The sequence below is a fragment of the Pararoseomonas baculiformis genome (assembly GCF_017813395.1).
GTDB lineage: Bacteria > Pseudomonadota > Alphaproteobacteria > Acetobacterales > Acetobacteraceae > Roseomonas > Roseomonas baculiformis.
Genome location: NZ_JAGIZB010000019.1, coordinates 61,985 through 78,104, shown reverse-complemented (window position 1 = coordinate 78,104; position 16,120 = coordinate 61,985). Strand labels below are relative to the sequence as shown.

Annotated in this window: 15 protein-coding genes; 7 read left to right on the top strand and 8 right to left on the bottom strand. The window is 71.0% G+C overall.

Features of this window, described 5'->3' with window-relative positions:
* The first annotated feature begins 123 nt into the window (after nt 1-123).
* Both J8J14_RS18050 and J8J14_RS18045 read left to right on the top strand, forming a co-directional pair.
* Nucleotides 124-2,280, top strand: a complete 2,157-nt coding sequence (locus tag J8J14_RS18050; protein ID WP_209380940.1) for a family 16 glycosylhydrolase — start codon at nt 124-126, stop codon at nt 2,278-2,280.
* Between the two features lie 101 nt (nt 2,281-2,381).
* On the top strand, nt 2,382-2,696 hold the full coding sequence (locus J8J14_RS18045) for a cupin domain-containing protein (RefSeq protein WP_209380939.1): 315 nt from the start codon (nt 2,382-2,384) through the stop codon (nt 2,694-2,696).
* Here J8J14_RS18045 and J8J14_RS18040 read toward each other — a convergent pair.
* Complete coding sequence (locus J8J14_RS18040) at nt 2,677-3,807, bottom strand: acyltransferase family protein (protein WP_209380938.1); 1,131 nt, start codon at nt 3,805-3,807, stop codon at nt 2,677-2,679. The two genes, J8J14_RS18045 and J8J14_RS18040, sit on opposite strands and share 20 nt — an antisense overlap.
* Before the next feature lie 76 nt (nt 3,808-3,883).
* Between J8J14_RS18040 and J8J14_RS18035 the strand changes: the two genes are divergently transcribed.
* On the top strand, nt 3,884-4,603 hold the full coding sequence (locus J8J14_RS18035; protein ID WP_209380937.1) for a M48 family metallopeptidase: 720 nt from the start codon (nt 3,884-3,886) through the stop codon (nt 4,601-4,603).
* Nucleotides 4,604-4,771: 168 nt separating this feature from the next.
* On the opposite strand, the gene J8J14_RS18030 is transcribed toward J8J14_RS18035, so the two are convergent.
* From J8J14_RS18030 to J8J14_RS18015, 4 genes are all read right to left on the bottom strand, one after another.
* Nucleotides 4,772-5,536, bottom strand: coding sequence for an SDR family oxidoreductase (locus tag J8J14_RS18030; protein WP_209380936.1), 765 nt, complete (start codon nt 5,534-5,536; stop codon nt 4,772-4,774).
* 4 nt (nt 5,537-5,540) lie between these two features.
* Nucleotides 5,541-6,521: a Bug family tripartite tricarboxylate transporter substrate binding protein gene (locus J8J14_RS18025; RefSeq protein WP_209380935.1), complete on the bottom strand. Its 981-nt coding sequence runs from the start codon at nt 6,519-6,521 to the stop codon at nt 5,541-5,543.
* Nucleotides 6,522-6,595: 74 nt separating this feature from the next.
* The gene (locus J8J14_RS18020; RefSeq protein ID WP_209380934.1) at nt 6,596-7,411 is read right to left on the bottom strand and encodes an enoyl-CoA hydratase; all 816 of its coding nucleotides are present in this window, start codon (nt 7,409-7,411) and stop codon (nt 6,596-6,598) included.
* A 15-nt stretch (nt 7,412-7,426) separates the two neighbouring features.
* The gene (locus tag J8J14_RS18015; protein ID WP_209380933.1) at nt 7,427-8,650 is read right to left on the bottom strand and encodes a CaiB/BaiF CoA transferase family protein; all 1,224 of its coding nucleotides are present in this window, start codon (nt 8,648-8,650) and stop codon (nt 7,427-7,429) included.
* A gap of 94 nt (nt 8,651-8,744) precedes the next feature.
* Between J8J14_RS18015 and J8J14_RS18010 the strand changes: the two genes are divergently transcribed.
* Nucleotides 8,745-9,422, top strand: coding sequence for a GntR family transcriptional regulator (locus J8J14_RS18010; RefSeq protein ID WP_209380932.1), 678 nt, complete (start codon nt 8,745-8,747; stop codon nt 9,420-9,422).
* Nucleotides 9,423-9,434: 12 nt separating this feature from the next.
* Here the strand turns inward: J8J14_RS18010 and J8J14_RS18005 are convergent, their stop codons facing one another.
* Nucleotides 9,435-10,283, bottom strand: coding sequence for a substrate-binding periplasmic protein (locus J8J14_RS18005; RefSeq protein ID WP_209380931.1), 849 nt, complete (start codon nt 10,281-10,283; stop codon nt 9,435-9,437).
* Nucleotides 10,284-10,374: 91 nt separating this feature from the next.
* Between J8J14_RS18005 and J8J14_RS18000 the strand changes: the two genes are divergently transcribed.
* Complete coding sequence (locus J8J14_RS18000; RefSeq protein ID WP_209380930.1) at nt 10,375-12,903, top strand: hybrid sensor histidine kinase/response regulator; 2,529 nt, start codon at nt 10,375-10,377, stop codon at nt 12,901-12,903.
* Between the two features lie 22 nt (nt 12,904-12,925).
* Here the strand turns inward: J8J14_RS18000 and J8J14_RS17995 are convergent, their stop codons facing one another.
* The gene (locus J8J14_RS17995) at nt 12,926-13,267 is read right to left on the bottom strand and encodes an Hpt domain-containing protein (protein ID WP_209380929.1); all 342 of its coding nucleotides are present in this window, start codon (nt 13,265-13,267) and stop codon (nt 12,926-12,928) included.
* Between the two features lie 194 nt (nt 13,268-13,461).
* Between J8J14_RS17995 and J8J14_RS17990 the strand changes: the two genes are divergently transcribed.
* A complete protein-coding gene (locus J8J14_RS17990) occupies nt 13,462-14,586 on the top strand; it encodes a glycosyl hydrolase family 8 (protein ID WP_209380928.1) in 1,125 nt (374 codons plus the stop codon).
* A gap of 140 nt (nt 14,587-14,726) precedes the next feature.
* Nucleotides 14,727-14,930 carry a hypothetical protein gene (locus J8J14_RS17985; protein WP_209380927.1) on the top strand — a complete coding sequence of 68 codons (204 nt, stop codon included), beginning with the start codon at nt 14,727-14,729 and terminating at the stop codon, nt 14,928-14,930.
* A gap of 6 nt (nt 14,931-14,936) precedes the next feature.
* Here the strand turns inward: J8J14_RS17985 and J8J14_RS17980 are convergent, their stop codons facing one another.
* On the bottom strand, nt 14,937-16,112 hold the full coding sequence (locus tag J8J14_RS17980) for a multidrug effflux MFS transporter (protein ID WP_209380926.1): 1,176 nt from the start codon (nt 16,110-16,112) through the stop codon (nt 14,937-14,939).
* Nucleotides 16,113-16,120 lie beyond the last annotated feature (8 nt).

The window sequence follows — 16,120 nt, the reverse complement described above, 5'->3', positions numbered from 1 at the left end:
GCCGCCTCCGCGCGTCGCCTTGCATTCACATTCCGCTTCACGGAACGGAGGCGCGCTGCTACCCTAGGTTGTAGCGTGCCTGGCGGGGTTTCCGGCTGCCGGGCCATTTCAAGGCTCCAGCCCATGCCCGTCCGGCTTTCACCGGGCCAGAACGCCAGTGGCGTCTGGCTCGCCACCAGTGCTGCCCCCAGGAACTGGATCAGCGGCCTCGAACGCCGCGGCCAGGCCATGCAGGGAACGGTGGAGGCCGACTACATCTACGGCCCGGGCGGCGGCGGCACGATGGCCGGTGGCCTGGGCGATGACACCTACTTCATCTGGGAAATGGACGACCAGGTGTTGGAGGAGCCAGGCGGCGGGGTGGATACCGTTGTCTCCTACGCCCCGGCCTACCGGCTGCCCCTGAATGTAGAGAACATGTCGGTCGAGAACGCCGGCAGCTCCGGCACCGGCAATGCGCTGCCCAACATCATGGCGGGCGGCGACGGCGCCCAGCTGCTGGACGGCGCGGGCGGCGACGACATCCTGGCCGGCGGGGAAGGCGCGGATGCCTTCCTGTTCCTGCCGGGCGGCGGCCGGGACATCGTGACGGATTTCCAGCCGGGCACGGACCGGATCGTCCTGGGCGGCGGCTTCGATGCCTTCACGGATTTCAGCGTGGTGCTGGACCACCTCACCCAGGTCGGCACCGATGCCGTGCTCGATCTGGGCGGCGGGGATGCCGTCATCCTGGCCGGGCTGGACAAGGCCCGGCTCACAGCGGCCGATTTCGCCCTGCCCGCCTCCTCCATCACCGGCCTCCGCCTTACCTTCGAGGATGAGTTCAACGGGTTTGCCGCCAGCCCGAGCGGCCTGGGCACGGATGGCGCGGCCGTGTGGCGGTCCACCCTGATCTGGGGCGGCCGGACCCAGGCTTCCAACAACGAGGTCCAGTTCTACGGCGATGCCGTGGCCGGGCCCGATCCCTTCTCCCTGGGCAGCGCCGATGGCGCGGGCGTGCTCGACATCACCGCTCGCCCCGCGCAAGGCCTGCCGGACGGGCTCACCTATTCGAGCGGCCTGATCACCTCCCTCGCCAGCCATGTCCAGACCTATGGCTATTTCGAGATGCGCGCACAGATCCCGGCGGGCAGCGGCTTCTGGCCCGCCTTCTGGCTGCTGCGCGCGGATGGCGTGTGGCCTTCGGAGCTGGATGTGATGGAGGTTCTCGGCGGGGCGCCGGGGCGGATCTACACCACCGCCCATTCCCAGGCCGCCGGCACGCATAGCCAGGCCCAGGGGGCGTATTGGGGAGAGGACCTCTCGGCCGGCTTCCACAGCTATGCCGTCTCCTGGCGTCCGGACCGGCTCACCTGGTATCTCGACGGCACGGAACTCTTCTCCACCGCCACGCCGTCCGACATGCACAGCCCGATGTACATGCTGGCCAACCTTGCCGTGGGCGGCGAGGGAAGCTGGCCTGGTGCCGTGGATGGCCAGGCCTCGGCCGTGATGCGGATCGATTCCATCCGGGCCTACCAGTTCGCCGACCTGCCCGGGCCATTCCAGCCCGCGCCGCTTCGTATCCTGCTCGCAGAAGGCGATACGGGCGCCAACCGCATCGAGGGCAGCACCGGGAATGACCGCCTTCACGGCGGGAAGGGCGCGGACACCATGACAGGCGGCGCCGGGGTGGATGTCTTCGCCTTCTATGCCGGCGACGGGAAGGATGTGATCACCGATTTCGCGTCCGGCACGGACAAGCTGCATTTCTACGGGCTGCAGGCGTCCCAGGTGACTTGGAAGGCCTCCAGTGCCGGCGTGCTCGTCTCGGTGGCCGGCAGCAAGGACGCCATCACCCTGCAGGGGGTGAAGGCGCTGGCGGCGGGGGATCTCACCTTCGGCGACATCCCCGTTGGCGGAACATCCGGCGACACCGTCATCGACCGCTCCTCGGCCACGCGCCCGCAAAGCCTGTGGGATACAACTGGCAACGACGTGCTGAAGGGCGGCGCGGGCCATGACTGGATCCAGGGCGGCCAGGGGAATGACCGGCTGACCGGCGGGGCCGGCGCGGACAGCTTCGTTTTCGACGACTGGGACGGCGACGACGTCATCACCGATTTCCAGCCCGGGCTGGACCGGATCATCCTTCGGGGGGTGCAGCCAGGCACAGTCTGGGCCAATCCCTCCCGCGATGCCGCGGGAACCAGCGGGCTGGAGATCGACTACGGCACAGGCAACGCGATCTTCCTGCCCGGGATCAACGCGATCTCTGATGGCGATATCGTCTTCGCCTGAAGAAGCGGCCGGCGGGGATGGCCCGCGCGGGGGAAAGGACCCTAAGTTCGGCGCGGGGGCGGCCCTGAAGCCTCCTCCCTTCCCCTTTCGCGAAGAGCCCGATGTCCGAACCCCTGCGCTGCCGCATCCCTGCCATCGCCACGGTCCAGGCCGATGACGACACGGCCCGCGTCACCCGCTGGGACTTCCCGCCGGGCGCAGAAACCGGCTGGCACCGCCACGGATGGGGCTATCTGGTGGTTCCCGTGACGGACGGGACCATGCTGCTGGAGGAGCCGGGGGGCGCGATCCGGGAGGCCAGCATCAAGGCCGGCGTCTCCTACACCCGCCCGCCGGGGGTGGAGCACAACGTGGTCAACAATGGCACCGAGCCCTTCTCCTTCGTGGAGATCGAGTTCAAGGCCCATCCCGGCTGACACGGTGCCCGGCCCTCTGGGTCGGGACCTCCACGAGGCGGTGCAGGAGGATCGCGCACCCGAAGGCGAGCAGGGCCGCGAGGAGGATGGCGGCCAGGGGCGGCGCCCCGGCTTCCAGCATCAGCCGGATGACCGCATAGCCCGCCACGCCATGCACGACATAGAGCGGGTAGCTGATGCGGGCGAGCCAATCCCAGGGCCGGGGAACACGCCGGATGGCGTGGCGGCGCGCGAAGAGGGCCGCGAAAAGGGCCAGCGCCGCCCCATAGGAGGCCAGCCCCGGCAGGAGTTGGCCCGCCATCACCCCGCCAGCCCATTGCAGGGCGAAGAGGCCCAGCAGCGCCGCCCCTGCCCCGAGGCAGGCGGTCCAGCCAGCCGTACCGCGATGCCACGCCCCGAATACCGCCCCCACCAGCATGAAGGTGATCATCTGCGCGCTCAGCGCCAGCTCACCCAGCCCGCCGCCCCAGCCCGCCGGCAGGGGCATGGCGCCAAGGATCGCAAAGACCCCGGTCAGCACCAGCCCTGTGGCCAGCAACGGCCGCACCTGCCCCTTCCAGAGAACCGGAGCGATCAGCAGGCAGAGAAGATAGAACCGGACCTCGATCTCCAGCGTCCAGACGATGCCGTCGATGGAGAACATGCCCAGCAGGTCCCGGATAAACAGGATCTGCGCCAGCCATTCGGCCCAGCCGAAGGGCACGGGCCTCCCGAAATACCGGGAGGAGGCGAGGACGGCGAGCATGGTGACCGAGAGCCCGGCGACATAGGTCGGCCAGATCCGGAGAAAGCGCCCCAGCGCGAAGCCTGCCCGGCCGCGCCCGAACAGGGAGAAGGGCACGACGAAGCCGCTGATCAGGAAGAACAGCGCCACGCCGAAATGCCCCGCGAAGTCTTCGGGCAACCAGGCATGGACCGCCACGACCGCGGGCGCCGGCCCTTCCCATTCCGGCGCGCCCAGGAAGGTCGCGGCGGCGGCGCGGTGGTTCCAGAAATGCTCGGTGTAGTGGCTGAGCAGCACGGCCAGGGCTGCCAGGCCGCGCAGGCCGTGGGCGAAGGCGATCCGCCCGGGGCTTCTCCCTAAACTGCTGATTTCACTACTCTCAGGCATCGCGCCATCCACATGCCCCACCGAGTCCTTGTCAAGCCGTTGAACCGGACCCCTGGGAGGGTCCATTCTCCGGATCATGGAACATAACGAGACCGAGAGCGTCCCCCTGCGGGCTCATCCGCTGGCCCTCCCGACGCCCACGCCGGTACGCTGGAATCGCTCCAGCCGGGCGCGGCGGGTCTCGCTCCGCATCGATCCGCGGGCGGGGGAGGTGGTGATCACCCTCCCTCCCCGCTCCAGCCGCCGCGCCGGGATGGCGCTGCTGACCACCCATGCCGCCTGGGTGAAGGAGCGGCTGAGCGGCCTTGCCCCGCCCGTGCCGCTGCTGGAGGGGGAGAGCGTGCCCCTGGGCGGCGTGCCCCATGTGATCCGGCATGACCCCACCGCCCGCGGCCCCGCCATCCTGTGGAACGGGGAGATCGTGGTGGCCGGGGACAAGGCCTTCCTGACCCGCCGCGTGGGGGATTTCCTCAAGGCGGAGGCGAAGCGGCGCATCGCCGTGCTGGCCACCGGCCATGCCGCCATGCTGGGGGTGAAGATCCGCCGCATCGGGCTGAAGGACACGCGCTCCCGCTGGGGGAGCTGCGCGCCGGACGGCACCCTCGCCTTCTCCTGGCGGCTGGTGATGGCCCCGGACTGGGTGCTGGACTATGTGGTGGCGCATGAGGTGGCGCATTTGCGGGAGCTGAACCATTCGGACCGCTTCTGGGCCCATGTCTCCCGCCTGACGCCGCATCGCGAGGCCGCGCAGGACTGGCTGCGGCGCCACGGCCCCACCCTGCTGCGCGTCGGGTAGCGCCGGCGGGCAGATCTATCCGGGCCCGCTGACCATCAGCGAGCCGCATTTCCTCGCCGGCGTGAATGGCAGCGCGCGGGGGATCGCGGATAGCGATCCACTGCCGGCCAGCGCCCTTCCCCTGAACGCGCGGGCCTCGGCACGATGGAACGGGCCGGACGGGCCGCCCTAGATCCCCCGCTGCAGCCCGCCATCCACGGCGATGGCCTGGCCGGTGACATAGGAAGCGGCGGGCGAGGCGAGAAAGGCAACCATCGCCGCCACCTCCTCCGCGCTGCCCAGCCGGCCCATGGGAATGTCCGAGGCCACGCGCGACAGCACCGCGGCCTCGGTGATGCCCTCATCCCGCGCCATCTGCGCGGCGCGGCTCTGCCAGAGCGGCGTGAGCGCGCGGCCGGGCGATACGCTGTTCACCCCGATCCCGTCCGGCGCCAGTTCCAGCGCCAGCGTCTTGGCCAGGGCCAGCACCCCGGCCTTGTGGACATTCGAGACGACCTGATGCGCCGTGGGCTGGCGCGCGGACACCGCGCCCAGCAGCACAACCCGCCCATCCCCCGCGCGCCGCAGCGCGGGCAGCATGGCGCGGATGGCGCGCACGGTGCCGAGGATGTTGAACTCGTAGTTCTGCAGCCAGGCCTCGTCGGGCAGGTCCTCGAAAGCGCTGCGGCGGCTGCCGCCGGCCGCGCAGACCAGGGCGTGCAGCGGGGCGTCGCCGAGATGCCGCAGCAGCGCGGCCAGGGATTCCGGATCGGACTGGTCGCAGGCCACGCCCTCCGCCCCGGTTTCCCGCGCCGCCGCTTCCAGCCTTGCCCGGTCGCGCGCGGCAATGGTCACCGCGGCCCCCTCCCGCACCAGCATCGCCGCGGTGGCGAGGCCGATGCCCGAGGAACCGCCGATCACCAGGGCGCGGCGGCCCCGCATGCGCAGATCCATGCGCCTATTCCACCTTCGCCCCGGTGGCGCGCACGATGGGCGCCCATTTCTCCTTCTCGCCCCGGATGAAGCGCGCCAGCTCCTCCGGCGAGCTGGGAAGCGGCTCCACCCCCTGCCCTTCGAGCGAGGCGGCGACCTGCGGATCCGCCAGGGTCTCCCGCATCACCGCGTTCATCCGCGCGGTGATGGCGGGCGGAAGCCCCTTCGGCCCGACCAGCGCGTACCAGTTCTGCACCTCGTAGCCCGGCAGGGTTTCCGCCACGGTGGGCGTATCGGGCAGCGACTTCACGCGCTGCAGGGTTGGGACGGCCAGCAGCCGCAGCCGCCCGCTCTGCACCTGCGGCAGCGCCGTGGGCGCGGTGGAGAAGGCATAGTCCACCTTGCCGCCCATCAGGTCCGTCATCATCGGGCCGCCACCGCGATAGGGCACATGCACCGTTTTCACCCCGGCCATCTGGTCCAGCAGCGCGCCGGCCAGGTGCCCGGCCCCACCGACGCCGGAGGAACCGTAGGTGATCGTCTCCGGCTGCGCCTTCGCCGCCGCGATCAGGTCGGCCACGCTGCGCCAGGGCCGGTCCGCCGGCACGACCAGCACGTTCAGCACATTTCCCGCCATGGCGACGGGGGTGAGATCCGTCTGCGGATCGAAGGGAAGACTGCTGTAGAGCGTGGGGTTGATGGACAGCGCGCCGATCGTGCCCATCAGGAATGTGGTGCCATCGGCCGGGGCGCGCACCACGATCTCGGTCGCCAGGTTACCGCCCGCACCGGGGCGGTTGTCGATCACCACGGGCTGGCCGAGCAGGGCGCTCAGCCGGGGCTGCATCACCCGCGTGCTGATATCGGTGGCCCCGCCCGCCGCGAAGCCCACGACGATGCGGATGGGCTTGCTGGGCCAGCTCTCCTGGGCCTGGGCGCGGACCGCCGGGATGGAAAGCGCGCAGCCCCCCAGCCCGGCGCCAAGCAGGGCGCGACGGTTCATCATCGGACTCTCTCCTCCATCGGCCTCCCCGGGGCCCGTCTGTCGCGGGTCTGTCCGGGGGGCCGTTCAACGCGTGATCAGCGGCCTTTGAACTGCGGGGGGCGCTTCTCCATGAAGGCGCGGCGCCCTTCGATGTAGTCCTCGCTGGCGAAGCAGCCGAGGACGAGGCGGTTGCACAGCTCCTCATCCGGCTGCGCCTTCAGCGCCTCGCCCACGATGGCCTTCACCGAGCCGACGGTGAGCGGCGCGTTGCCCGCGATGGTGCTGGCATAGTCCTCGATCGTCGCGTCCAGCGCGTCATCGGCCACCACGCGGTTCACCAGCCCCATGATGCGGGCATCCTCGGCGCTGAAGCGCTTGGCGGTGAAGAACAGCTCCTTGGCGAAGGAGGGGCCGACGAGATGCACGAGGCGGCGGATGCCGGGCAGCGGATAGCCCAGGCCGAGCTTCGCCGCCGGAATGCCGAAGGAGGACTTCTCCGTGCAGATGCGCAGGTCGCAGCACACGGCCAGCGCGCTGCCGCCGCCGATGCAATGGCCGCGAATGGCGGCGATGGTCGGCTTCGGGAAGTCGGACAGCGCCTCGTACACCTTGGCGGTCTGCGCCTGGTAGGCATCCACCGCCTCCTTGCTGCCGCGCTCGCTCTCGAACTTCGAGATGTCGGCGCCGGAGACGAAGGCCTTGCCGCCCGCGCCGGTCACGACGACCACGCGCACCTCGGGATCGGCGGCGAAGTCGGCCAGGATCCGCTCCGCCGCGACCCACATCTCCATGGAGACGGCGTTGTGGCGCTCGGGGTTGTTGAAGATCATCCAGCCGACGCCACCCTCCTTGCGGGAGAGCATCTTGTCGGTGCCAAGCGCCGGGTTCGGCGGGGGAAGCGCGTCGGGCATCTTTGCGTCTCGGTCCTAGATCACCTGGCGGGACTTGAGGCCCGCGATCTCGTCTTCGGAATAGCCGGCATCGCGCAGCACCTCGGCGGAGTGCTCGCCCACGGCGGGCGGATGGCTGACGATGCGGCTGGGCGTCCGCGACAGCGCGATGGGCTGCGCGACATAGGTCTGGGACTTCGTGCCATCATCCAGCGTGGCCGCGATGCCCAGATGCTTCACCTGCGGGTCGTCGAACATCTGGTCGATCGAGTAGATCGGCCCGGCCGGCACGCCGGCCTCGTTCAGCGCCGTCACCCATTCCTCGCTCGTGCGCTCGGCGATCTTCGCGTCGATCAGCGCGTTCAGCGCGTCGCGGTTCGCGGAACGCGCGCCCGCATCCTTGAAGCGCGGGTCCTCCAGCCATTCCGGCGCGTTCACGGCGGCGGCGAAGCGCTTCCAGATGGCGTTGCCCGTGGCGGCGATGTTGATGTGCCCGTCCCTGGTCTTGAACACGCCGGTCGGGATCGAGGTCGGGTGGTTGTTGCCCGCCTGCTTCGGCACCTCGCCGGCCTGGAGCCAGCGCGCGGCCTGGAAGTCCAGCATGAAGGCCTGGGCCTGCAGAAGCGAGGTCTGCACCCACTGGCCCTTGCCCGAGACCTCGCGCTCCAGCAGCGCCACCAGGATGCCCTGGGCTGCGAAGATGCCGGCGCAGAGATCGGCGATGGGGATGCCCACGCGCACCGGCCCCTGTCCCGGCAGGCCGGTGATGGACATCAGCCCGCCCATGCCCTGCGCGATCTGGTCGAAGCCCGGGCGCCCCGCATAGGGCCCGTCCTGCCCGAAGCCGGAGATGGAGGCGTAGACGAGGCGCGGGTTCACCTCGGCCAGGTCCTTGTACCCGATGCCCAGCCGGTCCTTCACATCGGGGCGGAAGTTCTCGACCACCACATCGGCCCCGGCGGCCAGCTTCTTCAGGATGGCCACGCCCTCGGCGGACTTCAGGTTCAGCGTCAGCCCGCGCTTGTTGCGGTGCAGGTTCTGGAAGTCCGGGCCGTTGCGCGGGCCGCCCATCGGGTCGCCCTGGTCGAGCCCTTCCGGCATCTCGATCTTGATGACCTTCGCGCCCCAGTCCGCCAGCTGCCGCACGCAGGTCGGGCCAGAGCGGACGCGCGTGAGGTCGAGCACGGTGTAGCGGGACAGGGCCCCCGCCTGGTTCGCGTCGGCGCCGCCTTCGGCGGCCGGGTTGGTGGCGTCGAGCATGGGGGTTCCTCCGTGCAACGCAGGCTGCGGGTTTCGCCGGGCCCTGTCAACAGCCTGTTGACAGGACATGCGGTGTCGTGATGGCCTCTCCCGCATGGATGCTCTCCCTCCCCCGGCGCCCCTTTCCGAGCGTGCCCGGGCCGCGCTGGAGGCCCTGATCCTCTCCGGCGAGCTTGCCCCGGGCAGCCGGCTGAACGAGGTGGCGCTGGCCGCCCGCCTCGGGCTTTCGCGCGGCCCGCTGCGCGAGGCGCTGCGCGGGCTGGAGCGGGACGGGCTGGTCACCGCCGGCCCGGCCGGCCAGGGCATGAGCGTGCGCCGGCTTGAGCCGGAGGAGATGGCGGAGCTCTACGACATGCGGGCGCTCCTCCAGGGCTTCATCCTCGCCCGGCTGGCGGAACGGCAGGCGGCTGGCGCGCTTCCCGCCGCTGTACTGGATGGGCTTTCGGCCGAGGTGGCCGCCATGGAGCGGGACGCGGCGGCCGGGGATGCCGGGGCCTATTATGCCCGCAACCTGGCCTTCCACGACGCGCTGCACGAGGCGGCCGGGCATCGCCGCGCCGCCTCCCTCTATCTCTCGCTTCTCAAGGAGAGCCATCTGGCCCGGCAGCGCTCCCTCTCGCGCCCGGAGCGGATGCGGGAGAGCAATGCGGAGCATGCCGCCATGCTCGCCGCCGTGGCCGCCGGAGACCCCGTGCTGGCAAGGGATCTGGGCGAGGCCCATGTGGCCGGCGGCGGCAAGCGGCGCTGGCTGGAATCCCTCGGCCGGGGCTGAGGCGGGCCGCCCCTACTCCGCCAGCATGGGCCGGAGGCCCCAGCGCTGCGCGGCGCGGAACAGGGTTCCGTCACTTCGGGCCGAGGCCAGGAAGCCGTTCACCTCCGCCAGCCAGGCAGGGTCGCCCTTCGGGACCGCATAGGCGTAGAGCGTGTCGGCCAGGCTGTGCGGCGCATCGAGCACCTGCCAGCTCCCCTCTCCCCGCAGGCGCCAGGAATCGGCGTGGTCCGTCACGAAGACATCGGCCCGGCCGGCATTGATCTCCTGCTCCGGGACCGAGGGAGCCCTGACCGGGAGAAGTTCCGCCTGGCGAAGCCGCTGGCGCATCGACTCCTCGGCCACGGAGCCGGCGATCACGGCCACCACCACCCCTTTCCGGTCCAGTTCCGCCCATCCGGCCACCCTCTGGCTGGCGCGCGGCACGACGGCGGCCAGGGGCCCGGCCATATAGGCCTTGGTGAATGCCACCCGCTCGGCACGCGCCCCGCTGATGCCCAGCCCGCCCATCCCCAGGTCGCAGCCGCCACGCTCCAGCATGGCAATGGCCGATCCCGCCGGGCTGTCCAGGAAGACCGGGCGCACGCTCAGCCGTGCGGCGAGGGCATGCGCCATGTCCGCATCCAGCCCTTCCATCGCCCCGTTGCGCGCATTGCGCCAGGAGATCGCGGGCAGGTCGGGGGCGGTGCAGACCAGCAACTCGCCCCGCCCGCGAATGGCGAGGAGGCGCCCGGCCCCGGCCAGGGCGGGTGCCGGGAGGGATGGCAGCTGGGCCGCCGCCGGAACGAATTGCGCCTCACGGCACGAAGCAGTCTCGCAAAAGATAGACAGCCCTGCGATGATGGCCAAGGTCGCACGACGCATGAACACGACGCCATCCCCCCTTCGCCGGGTCTTGAATCTGGGTCCAGCCAAGCCGGCAGCGCCGCGGCCGTGGCGGCTCTTTGCCGCGACCGTGCTGGTGGTCGGAATCTGCTTCGCGGCAGTTTATCTCATTCTTTTCGACCGGGGCCAGCGCGAGGCGGCGAATGACGCCGAACGCCTGACGCTGGGCGTAACGGCGGCCATGGCGGACCAGCTGGCCCGCGCGATCCAGACCGTAGACTTCGTCCTGCTGGACATGGCCGAGCGCAGCGCCGCTTCCGATCCCGCCGCCACCGCCCGCGCCCTGGCAGGGCGCATCCGGGACGTGCCGCAGCTGCGGGCCGTGCTGATCGTGGATGCGAACGGCATCGTCACGGCCGCCACGGTGGAAAACCTGCGCGGGTCCTCGGTGGCCGACAGGGACTGGTTCCGGGTGCTCCGGCTGGGTGGGCCGGCGCTGCGGCTGGGCTCGCCCGAGGCGGGGCGCTTCCTCGGCGGATCCGCCGCCATGCAGGGCCGTGCCATCCAGGCAGCCGGGATCTGGTCCATTCCCCTGGCGCGCGGCCTCCGGAACGCGCGGGGCGAGTTCACCGGCGCCGCGGTGGCGCTGCTGAACCCGGACTACCTGATCTCCGTGGGGCGGCGCCATGCGGAAGCCTTCGGGGTCACCGTCCGCATCCACTCCCTCAACGGCCTGCTGCTCGCGCGGTCGGACGGGCGCGTGGAGGGGGTGGGCCAATCCCACCCCACGGCCTGGCTGTTCCGGGATTTCCTGCCCCGGCGGGAGAGCGGGACCTATTCGGGGCTGGATCAGGACGGGCAGGACGTCTTCGCCGCCTTCTCCACCATCCGCCAGGGCACGCTGGTGATCGAGGCGGCGCGGCGCAAGGCGGCCGCCTTCGAGGGGGTGGAACGCCTCGCCACCCTGCTGATCGGCGGGGGCATCGCCATCGCGGCCATCATGGTGGTCGCGCTCTGGCTCATGTCCCGGCAGGCGGCGGCGCTGAAGGCGCAGGGCGACGCCCTGGCCGAGAGCGAGCAGGAGGCCCGGGCCGCCACGCGGGCGAAGGAGGAATTCCTCGCGGCAATGAGCCACGAGATCCGCACGCCCATGAACGGGGTGATCGGCATGACCGGCCTGCTGCTGGACAGCCCGCTGGACCCGATCCAACGCCGCTATGCCGAGACGATCCAGGGCAGCGCCGAGCATCTGCTGATGGTGCTGAACGACATTCTCGACTTCTCGAAGCTGGAGGCGGGGATGATCGAGCACGAGCACATCCCCTTCACCCTGGAAAACGAGATCTCCATCATCGTGGAGCTTTTCGCCGCCCGCGCGGCCGCCAAGGGGGTGGAGATGGTGGCCTCCCTGCCGCCGGAGCTGCCACGCCAGGTGCTGGGCGATCCGGGCCGGTTCCGGCAGATCCTGTTCAACCTGGTCGGCAACGCGATCAAGTTCACCGAAACCGGCTGGATCGAGGTTTCGGTTTCCGCCGCGCCGCAGGAGGACGAGGAGGGCGCGCTGCGCCTGGTGTGCTCCGTGGCGGATACCGGGATCGGCGTGGATCCGGCCAAGGTGCCGATCCTGTTCGAGCGCTTTACCCAGGCCGATGCCTCGATCAGCCGCAAATACGGCGGCACCGGGCTGGGCCTGGCCATCTGCCGCAAGCTGGCCGAGCAGATGGGCGGCGGGATCGAGGCCACGCCCCGCAAGGGTGGCGGCAGCGTGTTCCGCTTCTGGATCGTGGTGGGGGAGCTGCCCGGGCCGGCGGCGCCGCCCGCGCGCCTCCCTCTCTCGGGGCGCCGCATCCTGGTCGTGGACGACCTGCTGCTGAACCGGGAGCTGATGGTGCGCCAGATCACCGCGGCGGGCGCCTCCGCCCTGGCGGCGGAAAGCGGCGAAGCGGCGCTGGCGCTGATGCGGCTGGCCGCACGGCGCGGCACCGCCTTCCACGCCGCCGTGCTGGACAACGCCATGCCCAGCATGGGCGGGCTGGAACTTGCGCGGCAGATCCGGGCCGAGGCCGCCGTCCTCGGCAATCCGGCGCTCGTGCTCTGCTCTTTCGGGGTGGAGGCCCAGCAGATGCCCGCCGGCGGGCCGCCGCCGGGCCTGGTGGATGCCATGCTGCTCAAGCCCGCCTTGCCCGGGCGGCTGCTGGAATCACTGGCACAGGCCCTTGCCCCTGCCACGGCCACGCCGCCCGCGCCGCCCATGAGGCGGCCGGCGGCCGAGCGCCCGCTGCGCGTCCTGCTGGTGGAGGACAACGCGACGAACCAACTCCTCATGCGCGCCCTGCTGGCCCGGCTGGGGGCGGAGGTGATGGTGGCGGGGAACGGGGCCGAGGCGCTGGAGCACTGCCTGACCGAGGTGTTCGACGTGATCCTGATGGACCTGCAGATGCCGGTGATGGACGGGCTGGAGGCCACGCGGGAGATCCGGGCCGAGGGGCTGAACCGGCAGACCCGCATCGTGGGCCTCACCGCGGCGGTGGGCCCGGAATTCGAGCGGCAATGCCGCGAGGCCGGGATGGACGACTACCTGTCCAAGCCGGTGCAGCGGGACCTGCTGAGCCGCGCGATCGGCCTGGTGCCGCCCGCGGACGTGCCCGCGGGGCCCTGAGGGCGCGGGGGCCGCCTCAGCCCTAGTCGGGCTGCCGGCCCGCCAGCACGGCCAGTTCCTCCAGCGCCTGCTTTGCCTCCTGCCCGATGGACAGGATCATCTGCCGGGCCGGGACGTCATCATCCGGCCGCATGGCCTGGCGTGCCAGGGCCTCCAGAGACCTGGCCCCGATGGATCCGGACGCGCCGGCCAGGGCATGGGCGGCCTGACGGTAGCCGCTGACATCCCCATCCCGCGCGGCATCGGTCATCTGCCGGACGAGGCGGGCCAGATCCTGTTCAAAACTCTGGACAATCGACACGAACACGTCGCGGGGGAGTTCCGCCGCCAACTGGCCGGCCACTTCAGGGTCGATCGCGCTCACCGCGCCAAACTGCCCTGTTCCCACCGCGGAATCAATGCATCCGCAAGGACGTGACAGCCCGGTCCCATTCCCCGGGACAGCGGTATCACACCTCCGGCATGCGCGTCTCAGCCGTAAGATTATTGTTGATGCAACCTTAACGTGTGTCTAGTTTCTGCGCACACCGTTTCCGTGCAGCCGTTGAGGCCACCGTCATGCCGTCCGACAGCCCCGAGCCCGCCCGCCCAGCTCTCACTGCCGGCCGCCGCGCCTTTCTCGGGCTTCTCGCAGCCCCTGCCCTGGCAAGCCTGCCTCGCGGCGCCACAGCCCAGGGCATGCCGGAGTGGCTGGCCGAGCTGAAAACCGAATGGGCCGTGTTCCGGGGCCGTTTCGTGACCCGCGAGGGGCGCGTGCTGGATTCGGGCAAGGGCGATGAGAGCCATACGGAAGGTCAGGGCTTCGGGATGCTTTTCGCCGCCGAGGCGGGCGATGCGGTGAGCTTCGACAAGATGCTGGACTGGACGCGGCGCTATCTGCGCCACAGCCGGGGCAACCTGCATGCGTGGCGCTACCGCGGCGATGCCGTGGACCCCGTCTCGGACCGCAACAACGCCACGGATGGCGACATCATGATCGCCTGGGCGCTGATGCGGGGCGCCGACCTCTTCGCCCGCCCCGCCCTGGCGCGGGAGGCGGCGCTGATCTGCCGCGACATCCTCACCCACTGCACGCGCGAGGTGGCGGGCAAGCTTGTCCTGCTGCCGGGCATGCAGGGCTTCGAGAAGCGCGACCATGTCGTGCTCAACCCGTCCTACTACATCTTCCCGGCCCTGCTGGAGTTCGAGAAGATCGTGCCCGGCCCGCAATGGCGCCGCCTGGTGGCGGATGGGATGGAGATCTGCTGCAACAGCGCGCGCTTCGGCCGCTGGAGCCTGCCCGCCGACTGGATCGAGTTCTACCGCGAGCCCAGCTTCCAGCCGCGCATGGCCTCCAGCTGGCCGACCCGCTTCTCCTGGGATGCGGTGCGCGTTCCGCTCTACCTCGCCTGGGCGCGCCAATCGGACAATCCGGCGCTGAAGGCCTGCGTTGATTTCTGGCATGCCCCCGGGCAGCGCACCCTTCCGGCCTGGGCTGACCTGCGGAGCAACACGCTGGCGCCCTATCCCGGCCATGCCGGGGTGCAGGCCGTGGCGAATCTCGCCCGCGCGAGCCGCGACCGCAACCGGCGCATGCAGGAGCTGCCGCGCGTGGCCCAGGCCACCGACTACTACGGCGCCTCGCTGATCCTGCTCTCCCGCATCGCCTGGCAGGAAGCCCGCGCCGGCGCGCCGATCGTCTGATCCGCGGGGCGTCACCGCATCCTTGTGGGCGCTGGGGCCGGGGGATGGAGGCATTCCCCGGCCCCAGGCGTTTTCATCCCCTTCCAGGCGGTTCGGGCCGGAGGCATCCTGGGCTCCGCGATCGGTAGAGGAGCGCCCCCATGCCCCGGATCACCCTGCTTGTCCTGCTGGCCTTGTCCGCCTGCGCCGGCAACGAGGGCCCTGGCGAGCGCGCCGGGCGCTCGGTGGACCGTGCGGCGGTGCGCACGGGCGATGCGCTGGGCCATGCGGCGCGGGAAACGGGGTCGGCGCTCAACCGGGCCGGGAACTGGGTGGGCGACCGGGTGGACCCCGACCGCCGCTGAGCCGGGTCAGAGATACCGGCGCGCCCCGCGCAGGGCGATGGTGGAGCCGATCCCGCAGCCGGCCATGACCAGGGCGGTGGCGATCCCCGCCCCGCTCTCCAGCGCGCCGTTCACGATGGTCATCAGCGCGCCGAAGCCCATCTGCATGGCGCCGAGCAGTCCGGAGGCGGTGCCTGCCCGTTCCGGCCGCACGCTGATCGCAGCGGCCACGGCGTTGGGCAGGCTGATCCCGTTGCCCAGCGCAACCAGCGCCATCGGCAGGAAGAAACCCATGAGCGTGTGCGGCAGGAAGAGCTGCACGGCGAGCATGATGGCCGCCCCGGCGACGATGACCCAGAGCCCGGCCGAGAGCATCCGCGCCAGGCCGAGCCGGGATGAATAGCGCCCCGCCAGCCAGGAACCGCAGGCAAAGAACACGGAGACGGCGATGAAGGCCGTCGCGTAGTCCCGCGGAGAATAGCCCATGGTGGCCGCCACCTTCGGTGCGCCCGCCATGAAGCCGAAGAACACCCCGGTGGAGGCCGCGCCCACCGCCGCGATCCAGCGGAAGGCGGGCAGGCTCAGCAGGGACATGTAGGCCCGCCCCATGCCGCGCAGCCCGGGCAGGGGCTGCGGTTCCCGCAGCGTCTCCGGCAGGCGCAGCCACACCGCGAGGAAGAGGGGAGCGCCGAAGAGCAGGCAGGCGAGCATGGCGGTGCGCCAGCCCGAATGCTCCTCGATCAGCGCGCCGGCCATGGGGGCGATCATGGGTGCCAGGGTCATGGCCATGACGACGTAGCCGATGCGGCTTGCCGCCTGCTCGCGCGGCCAGACATCGCGGATGATCGCACGGCCCAGAACCATGCCGGAACAGGCCCCCATGGCCTGCGCCACCCGCCCCAGGCCGAGCCAGGCCATGGAAGGCGCGAATGCCGAGAGGGCCGAGGCGACGAGATAGAGGGACAGTGCCCAGAGCAGCACCGGCCGCCGCCCGAAGCGGTCCGAAAGGGGGCCGTAGATGAGCTGGCCGAGGGCGACGCCCACCAGGAAGAGCGTGAGGGTGAGCTGCGCGGCGCCATAGGGCACGGCGAGATCCGCCGCGATCCGCGGCAGGGCCGGGATCAGGATCTGCATGGTGAAGGGGCCGAGCCCCGTCATGACCACCAGGAGCCAGAGGGCGGGGCGCGGCCCCGGCGGCGTCACCTTCGCCG

What these genes read in the sequence shown, in the direction of transcription:
- J8J14_RS18025 (WP_209380935.1), bottom strand. Translation starts at nt 6,521, where the DNA reads ATGATGAACCGTCGCGCCCTGCTTGGCGCCGGGCTGGGGGGCTGCGCG.
- J8J14_RS18035 (WP_209380937.1), top strand. Translation starts at nt 3,884, where the DNA reads ATGGAACATAACGAGACCGAGAGCGTCCCCCTGCGGGCTCATCCGCTG.
- J8J14_RS17990 (WP_209380928.1), top strand. Translation starts at nt 13,462, where the DNA reads ATGCCGTCCGACAGCCCCGAGCCCGCCCGCCCAGCTCTCACTGCCGGC.
- J8J14_RS18015 (WP_209380933.1), bottom strand. Translation starts at nt 8,650, where the DNA reads ATGCTCGACGCCACCAACCCGGCCGCCGAAGGCGGCGCCGACGCGAAC.
- J8J14_RS18050 (WP_209380940.1), top strand. Translation starts at nt 124, where the DNA reads ATGCCCGTCCGGCTTTCACCGGGCCAGAACGCCAGTGGCGTCTGGCTC.
- J8J14_RS18020 (WP_209380934.1), bottom strand. Translation starts at nt 7,411, where the DNA reads ATGCCCGACGCGCTTCCCCCGCCGAACCCGGCGCTTGGCACCGACAAG.
- J8J14_RS18010 (WP_209380932.1), top strand. Translation starts at nt 8,745, where the DNA reads ATGGATGCTCTCCCTCCCCCGGCGCCCCTTTCCGAGCGTGCCCGGGCC.
- J8J14_RS18040 (WP_209380938.1), bottom strand. Translation starts at nt 3,807, where the DNA reads ATGCCTGAGAGTAGTGAAATCAGCAGTTTAGGGAGAAGCCCCGGGCGG.
- J8J14_RS18005 (WP_209380931.1), bottom strand. Translation starts at nt 10,283, where the DNA reads ATGCGTCGTGCGACCTTGGCCATCATCGCAGGGCTGTCTATCTTTTGC.
- J8J14_RS18030 (WP_209380936.1), bottom strand. Translation starts at nt 5,536, where the DNA reads ATGGATCTGCGCATGCGGGGCCGCCGCGCCCTGGTGATCGGCGGTTCC.
- J8J14_RS18045 (WP_209380939.1), top strand. Translation starts at nt 2,382, where the DNA reads ATGTCCGAACCCCTGCGCTGCCGCATCCCTGCCATCGCCACGGTCCAG.
- J8J14_RS17985 (WP_209380927.1), top strand. Translation starts at nt 14,727, where the DNA reads ATGCCCCGGATCACCCTGCTTGTCCTGCTGGCCTTGTCCGCCTGCGCC.